Origin of the sequence: Hydrobacter penzbergensis (assembly GCF_900106985.1) — a bacterium.
Lineage (GTDB): Bacteria > Bacteroidota > Bacteroidia > Chitinophagales > Chitinophagaceae > Sediminibacterium > Sediminibacterium magnilacihabitans.
The window spans coordinates 104,469-121,811 of record NZ_FNNO01000004.1 but is presented as its reverse complement, the minus strand read 5'-3'; the positions used below and the strand labels follow the sequence as shown (position 1 = coordinate 121,811).

The following is a 17,343-nucleotide window of genomic DNA, read 5'->3' as shown; positions in this document are numbered from 1 at the left end:
CATGCAATAGTTAACAACTGTTAGTTTTAACAGTTTCATTTTTGCAAGTCAAAACTTATTATTTTGCCGCTCAAATCGTTTTATGTCTTTTGAGGTGCTCATTGATCGTTCCGCCCAATATCCTGTTATTACGTTGAGAAATAAGGTTTCGGGGGCGGAAGCTGAAGTTTATGGTTTTGGAGGATTGCTGAATGCTTTCCGTTTACCTGTTGACGGCCGGCTGGTGAACGTGGTAGAGGGTTTCGCTTCGGTTGCCGATGCCATAGCCAATATTACCCATGGTTTTAAGAGTGCCAAGCTGAGTCCTTATGTTTGCCGGCTGCACAAGGGCAGTTATGCATTTCAGGACAGATCATTCAAAGTGAATGGTTTTTATATGGGCGATCATGCCATTCATGGCCTTATTTATAACCAGCCTTTCGATATCATCCATACAAATGAAGATGCTACACAGGCAGCCGTAACACTGCAATACCAATACGATGGTGGTGATGCCGGTTATCCTTTTCCATTTACCATGCAGGTTCAGTGGAAACTCAGCGATGGCGGATCTTCGGGCGACCGGCTCACAGTCGTTACCAGTTTTACCAACAGACACTATGATGTGGTTCCTTTGTCGGATGGATGGCACCCGTATTTTACATTGGGAAACAACCTGGACGACTATTCGCTGCAATTCAATTCCGGTATGCAAGTGGCATTCAGTAAAGACCTGCTCCCCACAGGCGATACGTTACCTGATGAACGTTTCCTGCATGGTGCATCGTTGAAAGGGATTGAGCTGGACAATTGCTTTCTGCTCGATACGTCGAAAGCATCTTCACGCTGTATATTGCAGAACGGGCGTCTCCGCCTCACCATCGAACCCAATGCTTCTTATCCTTATTTACAGATCTATACGCCTCCACACCGCAAAAGCATTGCTATTGAAAACCTCAGCAGCGCACCTGATGCGTTCAACAACGGCATTGGTTTGATTGTGGTGAACAGCGGCGAGAAAAAAGAATTTTCTACCAGTTATGTGTTGATGGCTGATGCCTGATGGTTATCCCACCGCTATTACACTGATCTCCACATTTACCCCTTTGGGCAAGCCTTTCACAGCAACTGTTTCACGGGCAGGATAGGCACCTGTAAAATAAGAACCATAGATTTCGTTTACCGATGCAAAGAGGTTCATATCACTGAGGAAAATGGTGGTTTTAACGATATGGGAAAAATCCAGTTTCGCTTCTTCGAGTATGGCCTGGATATTTTTCATCACCTGGTGCGTCTCTGTCTGAATCGTACCGGTTTCAAGTGCTCCTGTTTCAGGAACGATGGCCACCTGGCCACTCACGAATAAAAAGCCATTGGCGCGGATGGCCTGGTTATAAGGTCCGATAGGAGCCGGCGCTTTATCGGTTTGCACAATCTGTTTTGACATCTGGTTTGTTTTGATCCTTTGCAAATTGATGCATTTCTATGATCCTGCCAACCTAAATTTGCGTTCTATGCACATTGCAATACAGGCAAATACACAACAGAAGGAATTGTTGCTGCAAAAAGGTATTCCGGCCGGCATCAGCGTAAGTTGGCTGGTGGAAGGCATGGCATTGCCTGTTGCCGATGCCTACTTCGATTTTTTGGGTACGGATGATGTATTCGCAACCGTAAAAGACCAGCCCGTCTTTATCAATGAAGTATTGCGCACCGGCAGGCAACTTCCGCTGAATTGCATTCGTGTCAATGCCTGGAATAGTTTCCTCGAAAGGCCCGTATTGGAAATAGCGGGAGAACATAACAGGGCTGCAGGAGAAAACATACTCCGGTCATTGAACTGGAAATACCAATGGGTGCCGGATGAACCTGGTTTTATTGCTGCCAGGATAGTATGCATGATCATCAATGAAGCTTATTTTGCACTGGGTCAGGAACTAAGTTCCAAAAATGAGATGGATATCGCTATGAAACTGGGTACCAATTACCCGATGGGACCGTTTGAATGGGCAGAGCAGATCGGTACCAGGAGGGTATATGATTTATTGAAAATACTGGAGCGTGAAGACAAACGCTATACGCCGTCCGGACTGCTCGAAAAAGAAGCGTTGCAATCATAAGATGCCAACCATTTTACATATAGATACAGCTACAGAGCAGGCGGGTGTTTGTATCAGCCGTGATCAAACCGTTCTGCACCTGCTCGAAAGTCCCGACCAGAAAAACCATGCGGCTTTTGTGCAACCCGCTATTCAACAGTTATTGCAAGAGACGGGCATTGCGCTTTCCGGCATTGATGCAGTGGCCGTTGTAGCCGGGCCGGGCAGTTATACCGGGCTGCGGGTGGGACTGGCTTCTGCCAAAGGCATTTGTTATGCCCTCCAAAAACCCCTTATCCTGTTGAACACCCTGAAAGTGATGGCGCAGGCATTGATCAGCAATAGTTCCGCCACACAGGAACCTGTTGTTGGCAACGACCTTGTTTGCCCGCTGATCGACGCCCGCCGGATGGAAGTGTTTACAGCAGTGTACGACACATCATTGCGGGAAACCTGGCCACCGCAAGCATTGATACTGGAAGCGGGTTCTTTCAGCAGTTTGCTCGATAAGGGTCGTGTGCATTTTTGTGGAAGCGGTCTGCAAAAACTGGAGGGATTGATCCATCATGCCCATGCTGTTTTTCACCATTCAGGGCACAGTGTAAGGGATATGATAACGCTTGCGGAAGAAGCCTTTGAGACTCAATCTTTTGCTGATCTTGCCTATAGTGAGCCTTTATATGTCAAAGAGTTTTTTGATAGTTCTAAAGCCGTTAGGTAAAGTATTTTTTTGTATTCACAAAAATTATACTATAAAACCCGAACATTATTGTAGCTTTACAGGTACAATTTGAGTTTCTTAACCCCCCAATATAACTTTTATTGTCATGAGTCAATCATTACAGTCTGTTGTTCTCAACAACGGCAAAACGCAACTAAAAGTTGATTTCTTGCATACCAAGAAAGCAGCTCTTATCCTTCGATCGGTGAATCACAAGCTTCGTCAGCAGATCATCAAATTACTGGATGATCACCAGAAAATGACCGTTACCGAAATCTATGTAAAACTGAGGCTTGAACAATCTGTTGCTTCGCAGCACCTGGCTATTCTGAGAAGGGCCGGCATTGTGAGTACTGCGCGCGATGGAAAATTCATTTTTTATTCTGTCAACTATGCCCGCCTGGCTGAAGTAGTGGGATTTGTTGAAACCTTGGTAGCCTGATATCTAAAATTTGTTGTGATGTTTGTAAAACAATTGTATACGGGCTGTCTCAGTGAAGCCGCTTATTATATTGAGAGTGAGGGAGAAGCCGCAGTAATCGATCCTTTACGAGATATTGAAGAATACCTTCAACTCGCCAGGGAGCGGAATACAACCATCAAATATATTTTCGAGACCCATTTTCATGCCGACTTTGTCAGCGGTCACCTCGACCTCGCAGCGGCAACCGGCGCTACTATTGTGTATGGTCCGGATACCCATACTAACTTTCCTGTGCATGTAGCCAAGGATGGAGAACTGTTTTCCATTGGCAAAATGAAAATGCAGGTACTCCATACACCCGGACATACACTGGAAAGCAGTTGTTACCTGCTCAAGGATGAAGCAGGTAAGGACCAGGCATTATTTACAGGTGATACCTTGTTTGTGGGGGATGTGGGCCGTCCCGACCTGGCACAAAAAGGCGCCACATTAACCATGAACGACCTGGCAGGCATGTTGTATGATAGCCTCCGGAAAAAAATATTGCCTCTGCCAGATCATGTTATCATCTATCCTGCCCATGGAGCGGGCAGCAGTTGCGGCAAGAACCTCGGCACGGAAACATACAGTACCGTAGGTGAACAAAAACAAACGAATTATGCGCTCGCCTCGCAAAGCAAGGAAGATTTCATCAAAGCCGTCACTGAAGGATTAACAACCCCTCCTCAATATTTCCCTATTAATGCACAGATCAATAAGGAGGGGTACGAAAGCCTGGAAGCACTGCTGCAAAAAGGCATGCAGGCCTGGGATGCAGAATCGTTCAGAAAAAAAGCACAGGATGAGAACATCATCTTATTAGACACCCGCAAAGCCACTGTGTTTACACAGGGCTTTGTGCCGGGGTCTGTAAGCATTGGCCTTGAGGGCCGTTTTGCCGAATGGGCAGGCAGCTTGTTACCATTCGATCAACCCCTGCTGCTCATTACTGAGCCAGAGCAGGAAAGAGAAACCATTGTACGATTGGCCAGGGTAGGCTTCGATAAATTCGAAGGACATCTTGCCGGTGGCTTCGAAGCCTGGCTGGCAGCCGGTTTGCCCATTGATATGATCATCGATGTGGAAGCCGATGAATTGGCGATGGACATTCCCTTCGATCCCAACCTGGTGATCGTGGACGTTAGAAAAGTACCCGAATACGCCGATGGCCATGTTAAACAAGCCATCAACATACCCCTTGAAACACTCATGGATCCCGCCAGCATGGCCAATCTCGACGAACATCACAACATCTATGTTCATTGTGCGGGCGGTTATCGCAGTGTTATTGCTTCTTCACTCATCAAAAGACAGGGCATCCACAACCTGCGCAACATAGCGGGTGGATGGGGCAGTATCAAAGAATTGGGTGATAAATTCAAGATTGAAAAAAGTACGGAAGTATTGAATTAATGGATCATCAGGTGTCCGAATTTCTCTTCGTCGTACTGGAATTTCCAGCGGCGATGACTCCACAAATAATTATCGGGAATCTGTTTCACAGATGCTTCTATTTTGTTCACCAGTAATTTGGTCAATGCTCCGTTGGTATAGCTTTTAGGTTCTGTTGTTACCAATTCAAAATCTACGCGGTAATACCCTCGTTTCACTTTGTAAAAATGGGCATACACGATGGCTGTATTGTTCACTTTGGCTCCTTTTTCGGGTCCTCTTACAAAAGGAGTAGGTTTGCCAAAGAAGGGTGTCCAGTAAGCTTTATCGGGGCCGCCCGGGTTCTGGTCGGCTACCAGGATCAAAGCATATTTATCATGAACGTATTTGTGAAAGTCGCGCCTGAACTCTGTAGCAGGCACGAGCAACGTGCCGAATTTTGTTCTGAGCTTGCGCATCAGCCTGTCGAATATTTTATTCGATAGCGGCATGTACACCACTACAAAAGGATATTGACTGTCCAGCGCCACTCCCAGGTTCGCAAATTCCCAGCTGAAATAATGACCGGTGATCACCTGCACGTTTTGTCCGGTTGCATACAACTGGTTCATCACTTCAATATTGCTGGAAAACCGTTTGCGGAATGCCCGCTCACTTACCGAAAGCAGTTTGATGGTTTCAATGAAGAAATCAATGAAATTATGGTAGAATTTTTTTGCAATGCGTTTTCTTTCTTCCTCGCTTTTCTCGGGAAAAGCGATGGCAAGATTACCCATCACCACTTCTTTTCTGTAGCCGAACACATAATACACCAATACATAAATACCATCACTCAAAAAATAAAGCACCCGCCAGGGTAACAACGACAACAAATAAAAAATGCCGTAAACGATATAATACATGCGGGTATTTTAAAGGATGATGTTTTGCAACAATTCGCTTTTTTGTTGATGGTCGGTATTGTAATGCAATCCCCTGCTTTCTTTCCGGAACTGCGCTCCTTTTACGATCAGGTATCCTACGGTAATGAGGTTGCGCAACTCACACAATTGAGGTGATACTTTTGTTGTGCGATACAGTTCTTCTGTTTCTGTAAACAGGAGATCGAGTCGCTTCATGGCCCTTTCCAATCGCACATCGGTTCGCACAATACCTACGTAATCGCTCATGATCTGCTGCAATTCTTTCTGACTCTGTGTGATCAGGATCATCTCGCGCGGATCGGTGGTGCTCAATGCTTTCCAGTCGGGGATGCTTTCTGCAAAAGCAATGGCATCTATCTGTGCATTCGCATCCAGGAAACAACGGTGTCCGAATACCATGGCTTCGAGCAGGCTATTGCTGGCGAGGCGGTTGGCGCCGTGTAAACCGGTACTGGCACATTCTCCGCATGCGTAGAGGTGTTGGATGGAGGTCCTGCCCCATTCATCTGTTTTAATGCCGCCGCAACTGTAATGTGCTGCAGGCGCCACCGGTATCATCTGTTGCATTACATCGATACCTATGCTGAGGCATTTTTCGTAAATATTGGGGAAATGCCGCAGGAATTTTTCCCTGTCTATTTCCCTGCAATCGAGGTACACGTATTCGGTACCGGTACGTTTCATTTCACTATCGATGGCACGCGCTACAATATCACGCGGGGCAAGGTCTTTCCGGGCATCGTATTTTTCCATGAAAGCTTCTTCGTTCCTGTTGCGGAGGATGGCGCCATCGCCTCTCACCGCTTCGGTGATCAAAAAAGAAGGGGAAACACCCGGTTCATATAATGCGGTAGGATGGAATTGTATGAACTCCATGTTTTCAATCCTGCCTTTAGCGCGATATACCATTGCAATGCCATCACCTGTGGCTATACGGGGATTGGTAGTAGTACGGTATGCTTGTCCGCAGCCACCGGTAGCCAGCAAAGTGATCCGCGCCAGTATTTTTTCAATCTGGTTGGTACGCTCGTTCAGCACATATACACCATAACAGGTAATATCGGGTGTTGATTTGGTAACGAGGTAGCCGAGGTGATGCTGGGTAATGATATCAATCACAAAACAATGATTGATGAGTTGTATGTTGGCTACCTGCTTCATTTCTTCCAGCAAAGCACGTTCTACTTCTTTGCCGGTAACATCTTTGTGATGCAGGATGCGGTTCTCGCTGTGGCCACCTTCTTTTCCAAGACTGTACTCGCCGGTTTCATCCTTATCGAAACGGGCGCCATATTCGATGATCTCCCTGATCCGCTCGGGGCCTTCTTTCACTACAATTTCCACGACCCGTTCATTGCACAATCCATCGCCTGCAATCAGTGTGTCTTCGATATGTTTGCCATAGCTGTCATTTTCTTCATCCCATACACCTGCAATTCCACCCTGTGCATATTTGGTGTTGGTTTCATCTGTGCGGGTCTTGGTAATAACCGTCACTTGCCTGGAAGGATGCTGCTTGGCCGCTTTCAAAGCATAAGTCAGTCCTGCAATACCCGATCCGATTACCAAAAAATCTGTCTGCATATCTGTTGTCATAATTGCTGGTTACTCATAGCCTTGCCGGTTCCACCCAGGCGCCATGCTCTTTCAATATATTGATCAGCTCGTCAACCGCTACTTCACTTTCCACGTTCCGCTTGACTATTTCTTTTCCTTTATACAAAGTGATCTTACCAACCCCGCTTCCCACATACCCAAAATCGGCATCGGCCATCTCACCGGGTCCGTTTACAATGCAACCCATAATAGCAATCTTAACGCCTTTGAGGTGGTTGGTTACTTCCCTGATCCTGGCAGTGGTTTCCTGCAGGTCGAACAAAGTGCGGCCGCAACTGGGACAGGAAATATATTCTGTTTTTGATATTCTGGTACGCGTGGCTTGCAGGATACTGAAAGCCGTTGCATTCACAAATTGTTCAACGGTGGTGTTATTCAGGTAATTCCTGCCGCTGGTAGCGCTTTTGTTCGCTTCCAGTTGTTCATAGCTTTTAGCTTTCATGCCCAGCCATATCCCATCGCCAAACCCATCGAGTAGCAATGCACCTGCTTCTGTTGCAAAATGGATCAGGTGTTCATCGGCTGTTTCCCATGAACTGTCTGTCATCAGTATCACCGGGTTCTGTATTTTTCTTTGCAGTAATTCCATGAACATGCGGCGGACAGCGGGCATTGCGTGTTGCCGGCTGCTGCTGAAACAAAGTATTACTGAAGGGTCATTGGCCAGTTCATCGAGATGAGAAAAATTATTGATGGTTGTTTCATCACTGAAACAATCCAGCATCACAAAATTCTTCGAATGCTTATTTTCTGCCGACACAAAACCGGATGCATTGTATACAGGGAAATATTTTTCTTTATCGGCAGCCATCGCCCAGGCACCCGCATAAACAATCACTTTCAGCATTCCGGGAAGGGCAAAATCAAGTAGCTGGTGGCCGGTGAACACATAATCGGCTGCAGTATCACTGATGTTCCACTTGTCCAGTTTTTCATCGTACCGGTAACCGATGCTTTCCAGGCTGGCCGGTGTAATCTTGTCTATCTTGCTCAGGTCGGCCACTACAACAGGCACTTGTTTACCGCCGATATTGTCCACTTCAAAACATTCCCTTCTCTGGTAGCTGAATGGGTTGTATGGTATTTTTTCTATTGCAGGGATATTTGTACCAATTGCCACACCGGATGCATAACGTTTTACCAAGTCTTTACATACGGGTATTTCAAATTCGGGGTCTTCTGTTAAACTAACGCGTACAGTATCTCCGATACCATCTTCCAGCAGGGTTCCGATACCGGCAGCGCTTTTAACCCTTCCGTCCTCTCCATCTCCTGCTTCTGTAACACCCAGGTGCAAGGGATAGCATTCACCAAACTCTGCATCCATTTGTTGTATCAGCAAACGATAAGCCTGCACCATTACCTGTGGGTTACTGGCTTTCATGCTCAATACAATATTGTGATAGCTTTCTCCCCTGGCGATCCTTAAAAACTCCATGGCGCTTTCCACCATGCCCGTGGGTGTATCGCCATAGCGGCTCATGATGCGGTCGCTCAACGAACCATGATTGGTACCGATGCGCATGGCTGTTCCATGTTCTTTGCAAATCTTTACCAGCGGTGTAAAGCGTTCGCGGATGCGATCGATCTCTTCTGCATATTCCACATCGGTATATTCGAGGAGTTCGAATTTTTTCTTATCAACATAATTGCCGGGATTGACCCTTACTTTTTCTACAATACGGGCCGCAATCTCTGCTGCATTGGGTGTAAAATGGATGTCGGCAACAAGTGGCGTATGGTATCCTCTTTTCCGTAGTTCGTTTTTGATGTGCAGCAGGTTCTCCGCTTCCTTCTTGCTGGGCGCCGTAATACGCACCAATTCAGCCCCCGCTTCAATACAACGGATACTTTGCTCTACAGTGGCAATGGTATCCATGGTATCTGTAGTGGTCATGGTCTGCAGCCTGATAGGGTGACCATTGCCCAATAGCAAGTCTCCAATCTTCACTTCCCGGGTTGGTAGCCGTTTATACTGTGTAAGGGAATTACAATACAATTGCATAACACTAAATGTGCTGCAAAATTAACTGTTAATAGGCAATAATTATTTTCAGCGTTTTCCCTCGAAAAAGCCCCTTTCTTTCAGGATGGCCTTCAGTATATCCAGCCGCAGCGGTGTCATGGGCGTATTATGGGGGCCTTCAACATTCATGGCAAAGAAATAGGGATGATGGTTTTCTTCTATCCATCCAACCATCCAGCCCAGGGCATTGCCATTGGGCAGGAAGCCCCAGCCGGTTTTATAGCTGAGCTGGTAATTGGCGTTGCTTTCCTGGAGCAGGGCTTTCTTAACAATTTCCTGGGTGCGCTTCTGGAAAGGCAATTTCCCGAAATACAGTTCTTTCAACAGTCCCATCTGCTCATCGGCCGTCACCTTTAATGTATTGTTCAACCAAAATGTATCAATAGCGCCGTTGATAATATGATTACCATACTTCAGACTGTCGAGCCAATGATGCATCGTATCTTTTCCAATTCTTCTCGCTACTTCCTGGTAATAGGGAACAGCAGATGCTTTGAATGCCTCCAGCATTGTAAGGTCTTTATTCCATCCTTTTGCCGTATCTCCGTTCGGATATTTGCGAATCACACCATCCCACTTAATGACCATTTTTTCATCAACGATCTTCCCTGTTTCAATACCTATGAGCGAGTTAACGATCTTGAATGTAGAAGCGGGTAAATACGCAGAATCTTTGAACCTTTCAAGGTTGTAAATAATAAACTGCCCCGTTCCGTTATCGTATAGGCCGAATGTTCCTTTTACATGGTTTGTATCGAAATATTTCCGGAGACTGTTATCAATGGTAACATTGTTCGGAGAACAAGCTGTGATGCATACGGAGAGTATCACAGCCATGCAACACAACAGGAATGAAACGCTGTTTTTCATGTCTAGGTTTTACGGTGTTTATTTCAATACGCTCAGTTCTTTACCCACTTTGGTGAATGCGGCAATGGCTTTGTCGAGATGTGCCTGTTCATGTGCAGCGCTCAGTTGCACGCGGATACGTGCAAGTCCTTTAGCAACCACCGGGTAGAAGAAACCGATCACATACACGCCTTCATCCAACAATTTAGCTGCGAACTGCTGCGCCACTACTGCATCGTAGAGCATGATGGGAACGATGGGATGATCACCGGGCTTGATATCGAAGCCGGCTTCGGTCATTTTCGACCGGAAGTATTTTGTATTGTATTCGAGCTTATCACGCAGCTCGGTGGTTTCGGTAAGCATATCCAGCACCGCGATAGAAGCTCCAACGATAGAAGGCGCTACTGTATTGGAGAAGAGGTAAGGCCGGCTCCGCTGGCGCAGCATCTCGATCACTTCTTTTTTTCCGGAAGTAAATCCACCGCTGGCTCCGCCAAGCGCTTTACCCAGTGTACCGGTGATGATATCGATCCTGCCCATCACATTCCTGTATTCATGGGTGCCGCGACCTGTTTTACCCAGGAAGCCGGAAGAATGGCATTCGTCGATCATTACTATTGCATCATATTGATCGGCCAGGTCGCAGATCTTATCCAGTTGGGCGATGGTGCCATCCATACTGAAAGAGCCATCTGTTACAATGATACGGTTCCGGCAACCTGCCGCTTCTTTCAGCTTGACTTCCAGGTCGGCCATGTTGTTGTGCTCGTAACGGAAACGCTGCGCTTTACACAAACGCACCCCATCGATGATGGATGCATGATTCAGCGCATCACTGATAATGGCATCCTGCTCGTTGAACAGGGGCTCGAATACACCACCATTCGCGTCGAATGCTGCGGCATACAATATGGTGTCTTCGGTTCCGAGGAATTGAGCGATCTTCTGCTCCAGTTCTTTATGGATATCCTGGGTGCCGCAGATGAAACGTACGCTGCTCATACCATAGCCATGGCTGTTGATGGCTGCATGCGCCGCTTCGATCACTTTGGGGTGAGACGAGAGTCCGAGGTAATTATTGGCACAGAAATTCAATACTTTTTTGCCGTTCACTACAATTTCCGGCCCCTGTTCACTGGTAATGACCCTTTCTTTTTTGAACAGTCCGGCTTCTTCTATCTCCTTTAATTCCTGCGCAATGCGGTTGGTAAAATGATTATTCATGGTCGACACTTTTCGACCGCGAAGATATTTTATTTAGACAACAAAACGATACCCCACCCCTTTGATGGTGATGATCTCCAGGCTCGTGTCGTCTTTCAGGTATCCCCTGATCTTGGTAATGTATACATCCAGGTTACGGCTATTGAAGAAAGAGTCGTTACCCCAGATATGGTTGAGCAGCTCCCTTCTGTCTATCACATCGTTGCGGTGCTGGTAGAGGTATTTGATCAGTTCGGTTTCGCGGTAAGAGAGTTTTCGCTCTTCGGCACCTCCCTGCAATAATTGTTTGTTGAGGTGGAACTGAAATTTGCCCAGCGGGATGGTGTCTCCATTTGTTGTCAGCAATGGTTCCTTTTTTATACGCAGTAAGTTTTCTATCCGTACAATCAATTCTTCCATACTGAACGGCTTGCGTATGTAATCATTGGCCCCCAGCCTGAACCCTGTAAGCACATCATCCGTCTGCGTTTTGGCCGTCAGGAAAATAATAGGTATATCATCATTCAGCTTACGGATATCTTTTGCCAGTTCAAATCCACTGCGACCGGGCAGCATCACATCCAACACACAGATATCCGGGCGCTCGTTTGTAAACTGTTCCAGCACCTGGTTTCCATCGGCTTCCATGACCACTTCAAAGCCACGTGTCTCGAGCGATTCTTTTACGATCTTTCCCAGGAAGCGCTCGTCTTCCACATATAATACTTTGATGTTCATATAGTTTTCTTTCTGATCACGCGATGCTCATCAAACCGGATCTCATCGGCCGCTGCAACCGGGAGTTTTACAATGAAAGCGCTTCCTTTTCCCAATATACTTTCAACATAAATATACCCCATGTGTTGTTTCACGATCTCGGCAACATAGCTCAATCCCAGTCCATATCCCTTAATGTTATGCTGGTTTCCCATCGGCACACGGAAGAATTTATCAAAGACTTTCTGTTGGTACTGGTGTGCAATGCCTACCCCATTATCACTCACTTTCAATTCAAGAATATTTTCCTGTACAGCTTTCAACGCTATTTGAATGACCGGTACGCCGGCGCTGTATTTCAGGGCATTATCCAGTAAGTTATAAATAACGCTGGTAATATGCAACTTATCCGCTTCGATCAGGAAAGAACTGCCTTCGGTGGTAAAAGATACCTGAGCGTTTTGCTTTTCCAGTTGCAGGCGCATGGTAGCGAGGGTTTCATCGATCAATGCTTTCATGTCGAACTGCTCTTTTTTCAGTTCTACTCTTTTATTTTCAAATATCGATAGCTTGAGTACCTTATCTACCAACAACCCCAGTCTTTGTAATTCGGAAGCTGAAATATCCAGGTACTCTTTGGTCTTTTCCGGGCTCCTGATGGCATTGAAGTTACGCAGCGCTTCTATGGCAACACTTACTGTTGCAATAGGTGTTTTCAATTCGTGTGTGATGTTGCTGATGAAATCGTTTTTGATATTGGCCAGCTTTTGTTGCGCCAGGATATTCCGGTACATGATGATGAAAGAAATCAGCACCAATAACAGCAACAAAACAGAACCGCCAATCTGCATGCGCATTTTACCAAGAATATATTGTTGCACACCGGAGAAATGCGCCTGGTAAGCGTAAGGTGTATTGAATCCTACAAATACTTTCGAAGTAGTTACTTCTTTGGTGCTGTCCTTCTCAAAATCTGCTTTTGCAGGTAATGTATTTCTATAAGATTTGAAGCTGATATTGTAAGGAGGGTAACCGTTCATGAGCTTTGCCAGCTCTGCTTTATAGGCAGAATCAACGCGTGCAACCGGTATAGAATCGTTCAGTGTTCTATTGGTACTGAAGAAAGTAACAATGTCCGGAGAGGGTTTATAGCGCTTTTTTGTTTGAATCTTCTCAGGAACAGGTTCTGTTAAAATTGTATCTTCTTCCGGAGGCGGCGGTGGCCTGCGAAGATGTGATTCGATCTTTGCAGGCATTGGGAGCCGCACGGAAGAATTAGCGTTAGCTGGCGCTCTCATTCTTTGTGGATGGTACGCTATATCTGCATTGTTCTTCCACTCAAAATGATCAATTTTTTCTATCCCGTTAATCTTTACAAACGTATCCCTGGCTGAGCGATGAGAAGTGCTGTCTCGTGTTGTATTGCTGTAACTTATGGTGATGGAGGGAAAACCTTTCCGGAGATGTTTCAAAGAAGTGGAATCCAACCGAACCCATGCTCCATTTTTCCTGATCATCATTTGCCTGGCCGAATCTCTCAGTGTCATTTTTTCCCTCAGCATCAGTTCAGCTTTTCTCTGCAACATCAATTCAACCAACCTGGGAGGAGGGACTCCTGCTATTTCATTGACCGGATGTACCGCTATGGCTTGTACGCCTTCGTGCGGAGGTGTTTCATCACGCATTTCCGGTATATCAAACCTGAAATGAAATGTTGAGTCTTCTTTATGATCCCTTCTGTGCTGCTCTTTTCGTTTGGTTCGTGGTGCTTGTCTTACAGTCTGCGAAGTGTTCAATGCAGCTATATGTTGCTTATCAGTATCGGGGATGACCAACGCAGTCAATGAAGTATCTTTTTCATATAAACGGCGCTGCAATTTATCAATCGCGCCCCTGAAAGCCACTTCCACTCCATTGTTCAGGCCCTTGTATTCATCCCGGTACAGCTTGTTCAACCAATAGCCTTCAAATGCCGCCAGTACCAGTATGGTCGCAATCATCAACGCCCGCGAAATCTGAAGCTTGTTCATGCTCTTTTATTCAGATACAAAAGTAACAGGGCTTCACTGGAACTCCCCGCTTCCATTAACCTAAATTAACCTTAGTGCAAGAATGCTTAACGCGGCGCTGTAGCGAGTCTATTTTGTGATACCCAACAGCTCTACTTCAAATATCAGTGTTGATCCCGGAGGAATGGCTCCGGCAGCCCTGTCGCCATAAGCCATATCCGAAGGAATGTATAATTTCCATTTGCTGCCTACGGTCATCAGTTGCAATGCATCCTGCCATCCTTTGATCACTCTGTTCAGCGGAAAACTGATGGGCTCTCCCCTGTCTACAGAACTGTCGAATACGGTTCCGTTGATGAGGGTTCCATGGTAATGGCATTTCACCGTATCGCTCAGTGCAGGTTTAGCAGTGCCTGTGCCGGCTTTGATGATCTCATATTGTAGTCCGCTCGGCAATGTTACCACGCCCGACCGTTTGCCATTGGTTGCCAAGAATGTTTTCCCCTCTTGTTTAGCTACGGATGCTTTTTCGGTACTTGCTTTTTGCTGGTACGCACCGATGCATGCATCCAGTGCAGTTTCTTCGATCAGTATCTTTTTATTCTGTAATACATCTGCCATAGCTTTCTGCACCATTGACAGGTTCAGTTTGTCGAACCCGGAATTTTTCAGGTTCTGCGCAATGCGAACGCCCAGTGCATAACTGGCGCTGTCTGTGCTTCCTTTGAAAGGATTAACCGTTGCGGTTGCTTTCGCAGGAGCTTTCTTTACAGTGGCAGCAGGTTTTTTCACCTGTGCAAACATATTTACTACGCATAAGAGCGCGCCAGCAAGGATGATCGTCTTTTTCATTTGTATCATTTGAGAGATTCAAAACAACAATAATTATTTGATTGAGCCAAAAGCCATCGTCTTTTATCCTTTTATCAAGGTATCTACTGCCTTGTGTACCTTTTCAAAACCAAAGCCATCGATGGCTTCACGCATCATACCAGCTATTTTATCGTTACAGAGGTTGCCGATGCTGCCTTCATGCACATGGTTCAATGCAGTGGAGTAGGTAAACTTTCCTTCCTCGATATCTATGCCCACTTGTTTATATGCATCCCTGAAAGGCACGCCGCCAAGTACCAGCTTATTCACTTCTTCAACACTGAATGCATATTTGTATTTTTCATCAGCCAGTATGTTTTCTTTTATACGGATATTATCCAGCATCAGTGTAGCCATTTGTATGCAGTCTTTCAGCGTTTGAAAAGCCGGGAATAGGTGTTCTTTGAGCAGTTGCAGATCGCGGTGGTAACCGGAAGGCAGGTTCGCAGTCATGAGCATGATCTCATTGGGCAATGCTTTGATGCGATTGCAATGCGAGCGGATCAGTTCAAAAACATCCGGATTTTTTTTATGCGGCATGATGCTTGACCCTGTGGTGAGCTCTGCCGGAAAACTGATGAAGTCGAAGTTCTGGTTCAGGTAGAGACAGGCATCCATGCTCAGCCGCGCCAATGTATCGGCCAGGTTGGCCAGGGCCATGGCAGTAATGCGCTCAGCCTTGCCTCTTCCCATTTGTGCATATACCACGTTATAATTTAGGTCGGCGAAACCTAGCAATTGTGTGGTAAGCGTTCTGTTGATAGGGAAAGAAGAACCATAACCTGCTGCAGAACCCAGCGGATTTTTGTTCACTACTTTAAATGCTGCCTGCAGGGTCGTCATATCATCTACCAGGCTTTCTGCATAAGCGCCGAACCAGAGTCCGAATGAAGAAGGCATGGCCAGTTGCAAATGGGTATAGCCTGGCAGCAGGTATTGTTTGAATTGTTCACTCTGTCTGATCAGCAGTTGAAAAAAAGGCTCAACGGCTTGCACCAGCATTTCAATTTCATGCCGCAGGTATAGTTTGACATCTACCAGCACCTGGTCGTTGCGACTCCTGGCGCTGTGAATTTTTTTTCCGGCATCCCCCAGTTTACGGGTCAGCAACAATTCAACCTGTGAATGCACATCTTCAACACCTGCTTCAATCACAAATAATCCTTCTTTGCAGAGTGCATAAATCTTTTTCAATTCCTCGATCACCGCATCTGCCTCTGACCGGGTAAGTAACCCAACCGTTGCGAGCATTTTCACATGGGCCATTGAGCCCAGTGTATCGAAAGGAGCCAGCAACAGATCGAATTCAGGATCTTTACCAACGGTAAACTGCTCCACTGCACCCGATACACTCGTATTTTTTTGCCACAGTTTCATTTGCGTAGTTTTATGTTTTACAAAAGCTGGTCCAGCAATTTTATGTACAAGTCAATTCCTTCTTCGATCTCTGCCAGGTAAATGAATTCATCGGCTGTATGGCTTCTCGCAGAATCGCCGGGGCCCATTTTCAATGTAGTAAAAGACATCAGTGCCTTGTCTGAAGTCGTGGGCGATCCATAATAAGTTCTTCCCAGTTGCATGCCTGCTTGTACCAACGGATGATCCAATGCAATAGCAGTGGAGCGCATACGCAGGCTTCTGGGCTGCACATCACTTTGTATATATGATCTGATGATCTGCAGTATTTCTTCGAATGTGTAACATTCATTCACCCGCACATCTACCACAAAATGACAGATCGGCGGCACTACATTATGGGCTTTATTCTCAGTCTCTATAACAGTAACCGTCATCTTCACCGGACCTAATAAAGATGATACTTTATCGAACCGGTAATCGCGAAACCAGGTAATATCGGTCAATGCTTTGTACAATGCATTTTCCCCTTCCTCTCTTGCAGCGTGACCGGCTTTACCTGTAGCATGACCATCGAGTACAAGCAAGCCCCGTTCCGCCACTGCCATTTGCATCTGTGTGGGTTCTCCCACAATACCGGCAATGATCGGCGGCAGTTCAGGCACGAGCAATTCGATACCGTTCTTCCCTGAAATCTCTTCTTCCGCAGTAACGGCAAGTACAATGTTGTACTTCAGATCCCTTCTGTTATAGTAATGAAGAAAAACGGCGATGAGCGACACCAATGAACCACCTGCATCATTGCTTCCCAGACCAAACAGTTTGCCATCTTTCACAGCAGGTTCAAAAGGATCGAGGGTATAGGCTTTATTGGGCTTTACCGTATCATGGTGCGAGTTGAGCAACAAAGAAGGTTTGGCAGGATCGAAATGCTGGTTCTTTGCCCATACATTGTTCAAATGCCGGTGAGTGGTTACGCCTCTTTCCTGTAAAAACAGTTCCAACAGGTCAGCCGTCTGGTCTTCTTCCTTACTAAAAGAAGGAATGGCTATCAGTTGTTTTAACAACTCAACCGCTTGCTGCGTTAATATAGAAGATGGCTGGTTGCTCATA

General features: G+C 46.1%; 16 protein-coding genes. 5 read left to right on the top strand and 11 right to left on the bottom strand.

Features of this window, described 5'->3' with window-relative positions:
* The first annotated feature begins 82 nt into the window (after positions 1–82).
* Complete coding sequence (locus tag BLU98_RS06240) at positions 83–1,042, top strand: aldose 1-epimerase (RefSeq protein ID WP_092723107.1); 960 nt, start codon at positions 83–85, stop codon at positions 1,040–1,042.
* Positions 1,043–1,045: 3 nt separating this feature from the next.
* Here the strand turns inward: BLU98_RS06240 and BLU98_RS06235 are convergent, their stop codons facing one another.
* Positions 1,046–1,426: a RidA family protein gene (locus BLU98_RS06235; RefSeq protein ID WP_092723105.1), complete on the bottom strand. Its 381-nt coding sequence runs from the start codon at positions 1,424–1,426 to the stop codon at positions 1,046–1,048.
* A gap of 67 nt (positions 1,427–1,493) precedes the next feature.
* Here BLU98_RS06235 and BLU98_RS06230 point away from each other — a divergent pair, with 67 nt between their 5' ends.
* The 4 genes from BLU98_RS06230 to BLU98_RS06215 all read left to right on the top strand — a co-directional run bounded on the left by BLU98_RS06230 (position 1,494) and on the right by BLU98_RS06215 (position 4,675).
* On the top strand, positions 1,494–2,099 hold the full coding sequence (locus BLU98_RS06230; RefSeq protein ID WP_257574751.1) for a 3-hydroxyacyl-CoA dehydrogenase family protein: 606 nt from the start codon (positions 1,494–1,496) through the stop codon (positions 2,097–2,099).
* A 1-nt stretch (position 2,100) separates the two neighbouring features.
* The gene (tsaB, locus tag BLU98_RS06225) at positions 2,101–2,799 is read left to right on the top strand and encodes a tRNA (adenosine(37)-N6)-threonylcarbamoyltransferase complex dimerization subunit type 1 TsaB (RefSeq protein ID WP_092723101.1); all 699 of its coding nucleotides are present in this window, start codon (positions 2,101–2,103) and stop codon (positions 2,797–2,799) included.
* Between the two features lie 106 nt (positions 2,800–2,905).
* Positions 2,906–3,241 carry an ArsR/SmtB family transcription factor gene (locus BLU98_RS06220; RefSeq protein ID WP_026772724.1) on the top strand — a complete coding sequence of 112 codons (336 nt, stop codon included), beginning with the start codon at positions 2,906–2,908 and terminating at the stop codon, positions 3,239–3,241.
* Positions 3,242–3,259: 18 nt separating this feature from the next.
* Positions 3,260–4,675 (top strand): MBL fold metallo-hydrolase, encoded by a 1,416-nt coding sequence (locus BLU98_RS06215; RefSeq protein ID WP_092723099.1) that lies wholly within the window; start codon positions 3,260–3,262, stop codon positions 4,673–4,675.
* On the opposite strand, the gene BLU98_RS06210 is transcribed toward BLU98_RS06215, so the two are convergent.
* The 10 genes from BLU98_RS06210 to BLU98_RS06165 form a co-directional block, all read right to left on the bottom strand.
* Entirely contained in the window at positions 4,672–5,556 is an 885-nt protein-coding gene (locus tag BLU98_RS06210) for a lysophospholipid acyltransferase family protein (protein WP_092723097.1), read from the bottom strand. The genes BLU98_RS06215 and BLU98_RS06210 overlap by 4 nt on opposite strands.
* A 9-nt stretch (positions 5,557–5,565) precedes the next feature.
* Complete coding sequence (gene nadB, locus BLU98_RS06205; protein ID WP_257574750.1) at positions 5,566–7,173, bottom strand: L-aspartate oxidase; 1,608 nt, start codon at positions 7,171–7,173, stop codon at positions 5,566–5,568.
* A 13-nt stretch (positions 7,174–7,186) separates the two neighbouring features.
* On the bottom strand, positions 7,187–9,199 hold the full coding sequence (ispG, locus tag BLU98_RS06200; RefSeq protein WP_092723095.1) for a (E)-4-hydroxy-3-methylbut-2-enyl-diphosphate synthase: 2,013 nt from the start codon (positions 9,197–9,199) through the stop codon (positions 7,187–7,189).
* A 48-nt stretch (positions 9,200–9,247) separates the two neighbouring features.
* Positions 9,248–10,090 carry a penicillin-binding transpeptidase domain-containing protein gene (locus BLU98_RS06195; RefSeq protein WP_092723093.1) on the bottom strand — a complete coding sequence of 281 codons (843 nt, stop codon included), beginning with the start codon at positions 10,088–10,090 and terminating at the stop codon, positions 9,248–9,250.
* Positions 10,091–10,108: 18 nt separating this feature from the next.
* Positions 10,109–11,296: a glycine C-acetyltransferase gene (gene kbl / locus BLU98_RS06190; protein WP_092723091.1), complete on the bottom strand. Its 1,188-nt coding sequence runs from the start codon at positions 11,294–11,296 to the stop codon at positions 10,109–10,111.
* A 33-nt stretch (positions 11,297–11,329) separates the two neighbouring features.
* Positions 11,330–12,013: a response regulator transcription factor gene (locus BLU98_RS06185; RefSeq protein WP_092723089.1), complete on the bottom strand. Its 684-nt coding sequence runs from the start codon at positions 12,011–12,013 to the stop codon at positions 11,330–11,332.
* Positions 12,010–14,022, bottom strand: a complete 2,013-nt coding sequence (locus tag BLU98_RS06180; RefSeq protein ID WP_092723087.1) for a sensor histidine kinase — start codon at positions 14,020–14,022, stop codon at positions 12,010–12,012. The genes BLU98_RS06185 and BLU98_RS06180 overlap by 4 nt, the downstream gene beginning before the upstream one ends.
* 108 nt (positions 14,023–14,130) lie before the next feature.
* Positions 14,131–14,853 (bottom strand): BamJ family beta-barrel-assembly machinery protein, encoded by a 723-nt coding sequence (gene bamJ / locus BLU98_RS06175; RefSeq protein WP_257574748.1) that lies wholly within the window; start codon positions 14,851–14,853, stop codon positions 14,131–14,133.
* 63 nt (positions 14,854–14,916) lie between these two features.
* A complete protein-coding gene (argH, locus tag BLU98_RS06170; RefSeq protein ID WP_092723083.1) occupies positions 14,917–16,251 on the bottom strand; it encodes an argininosuccinate lyase in 1,335 nt (444 codons plus the stop codon).
* A 17-nt stretch (positions 16,252–16,268) separates the two neighbouring features.
* A complete protein-coding gene (locus tag BLU98_RS06165; protein WP_092723081.1) occupies positions 16,269–17,342 on the bottom strand; it encodes a M20 family metallo-hydrolase in 1,074 nt (357 codons plus the stop codon).
* Position 17,343: the final 1 nt, after the last annotated feature.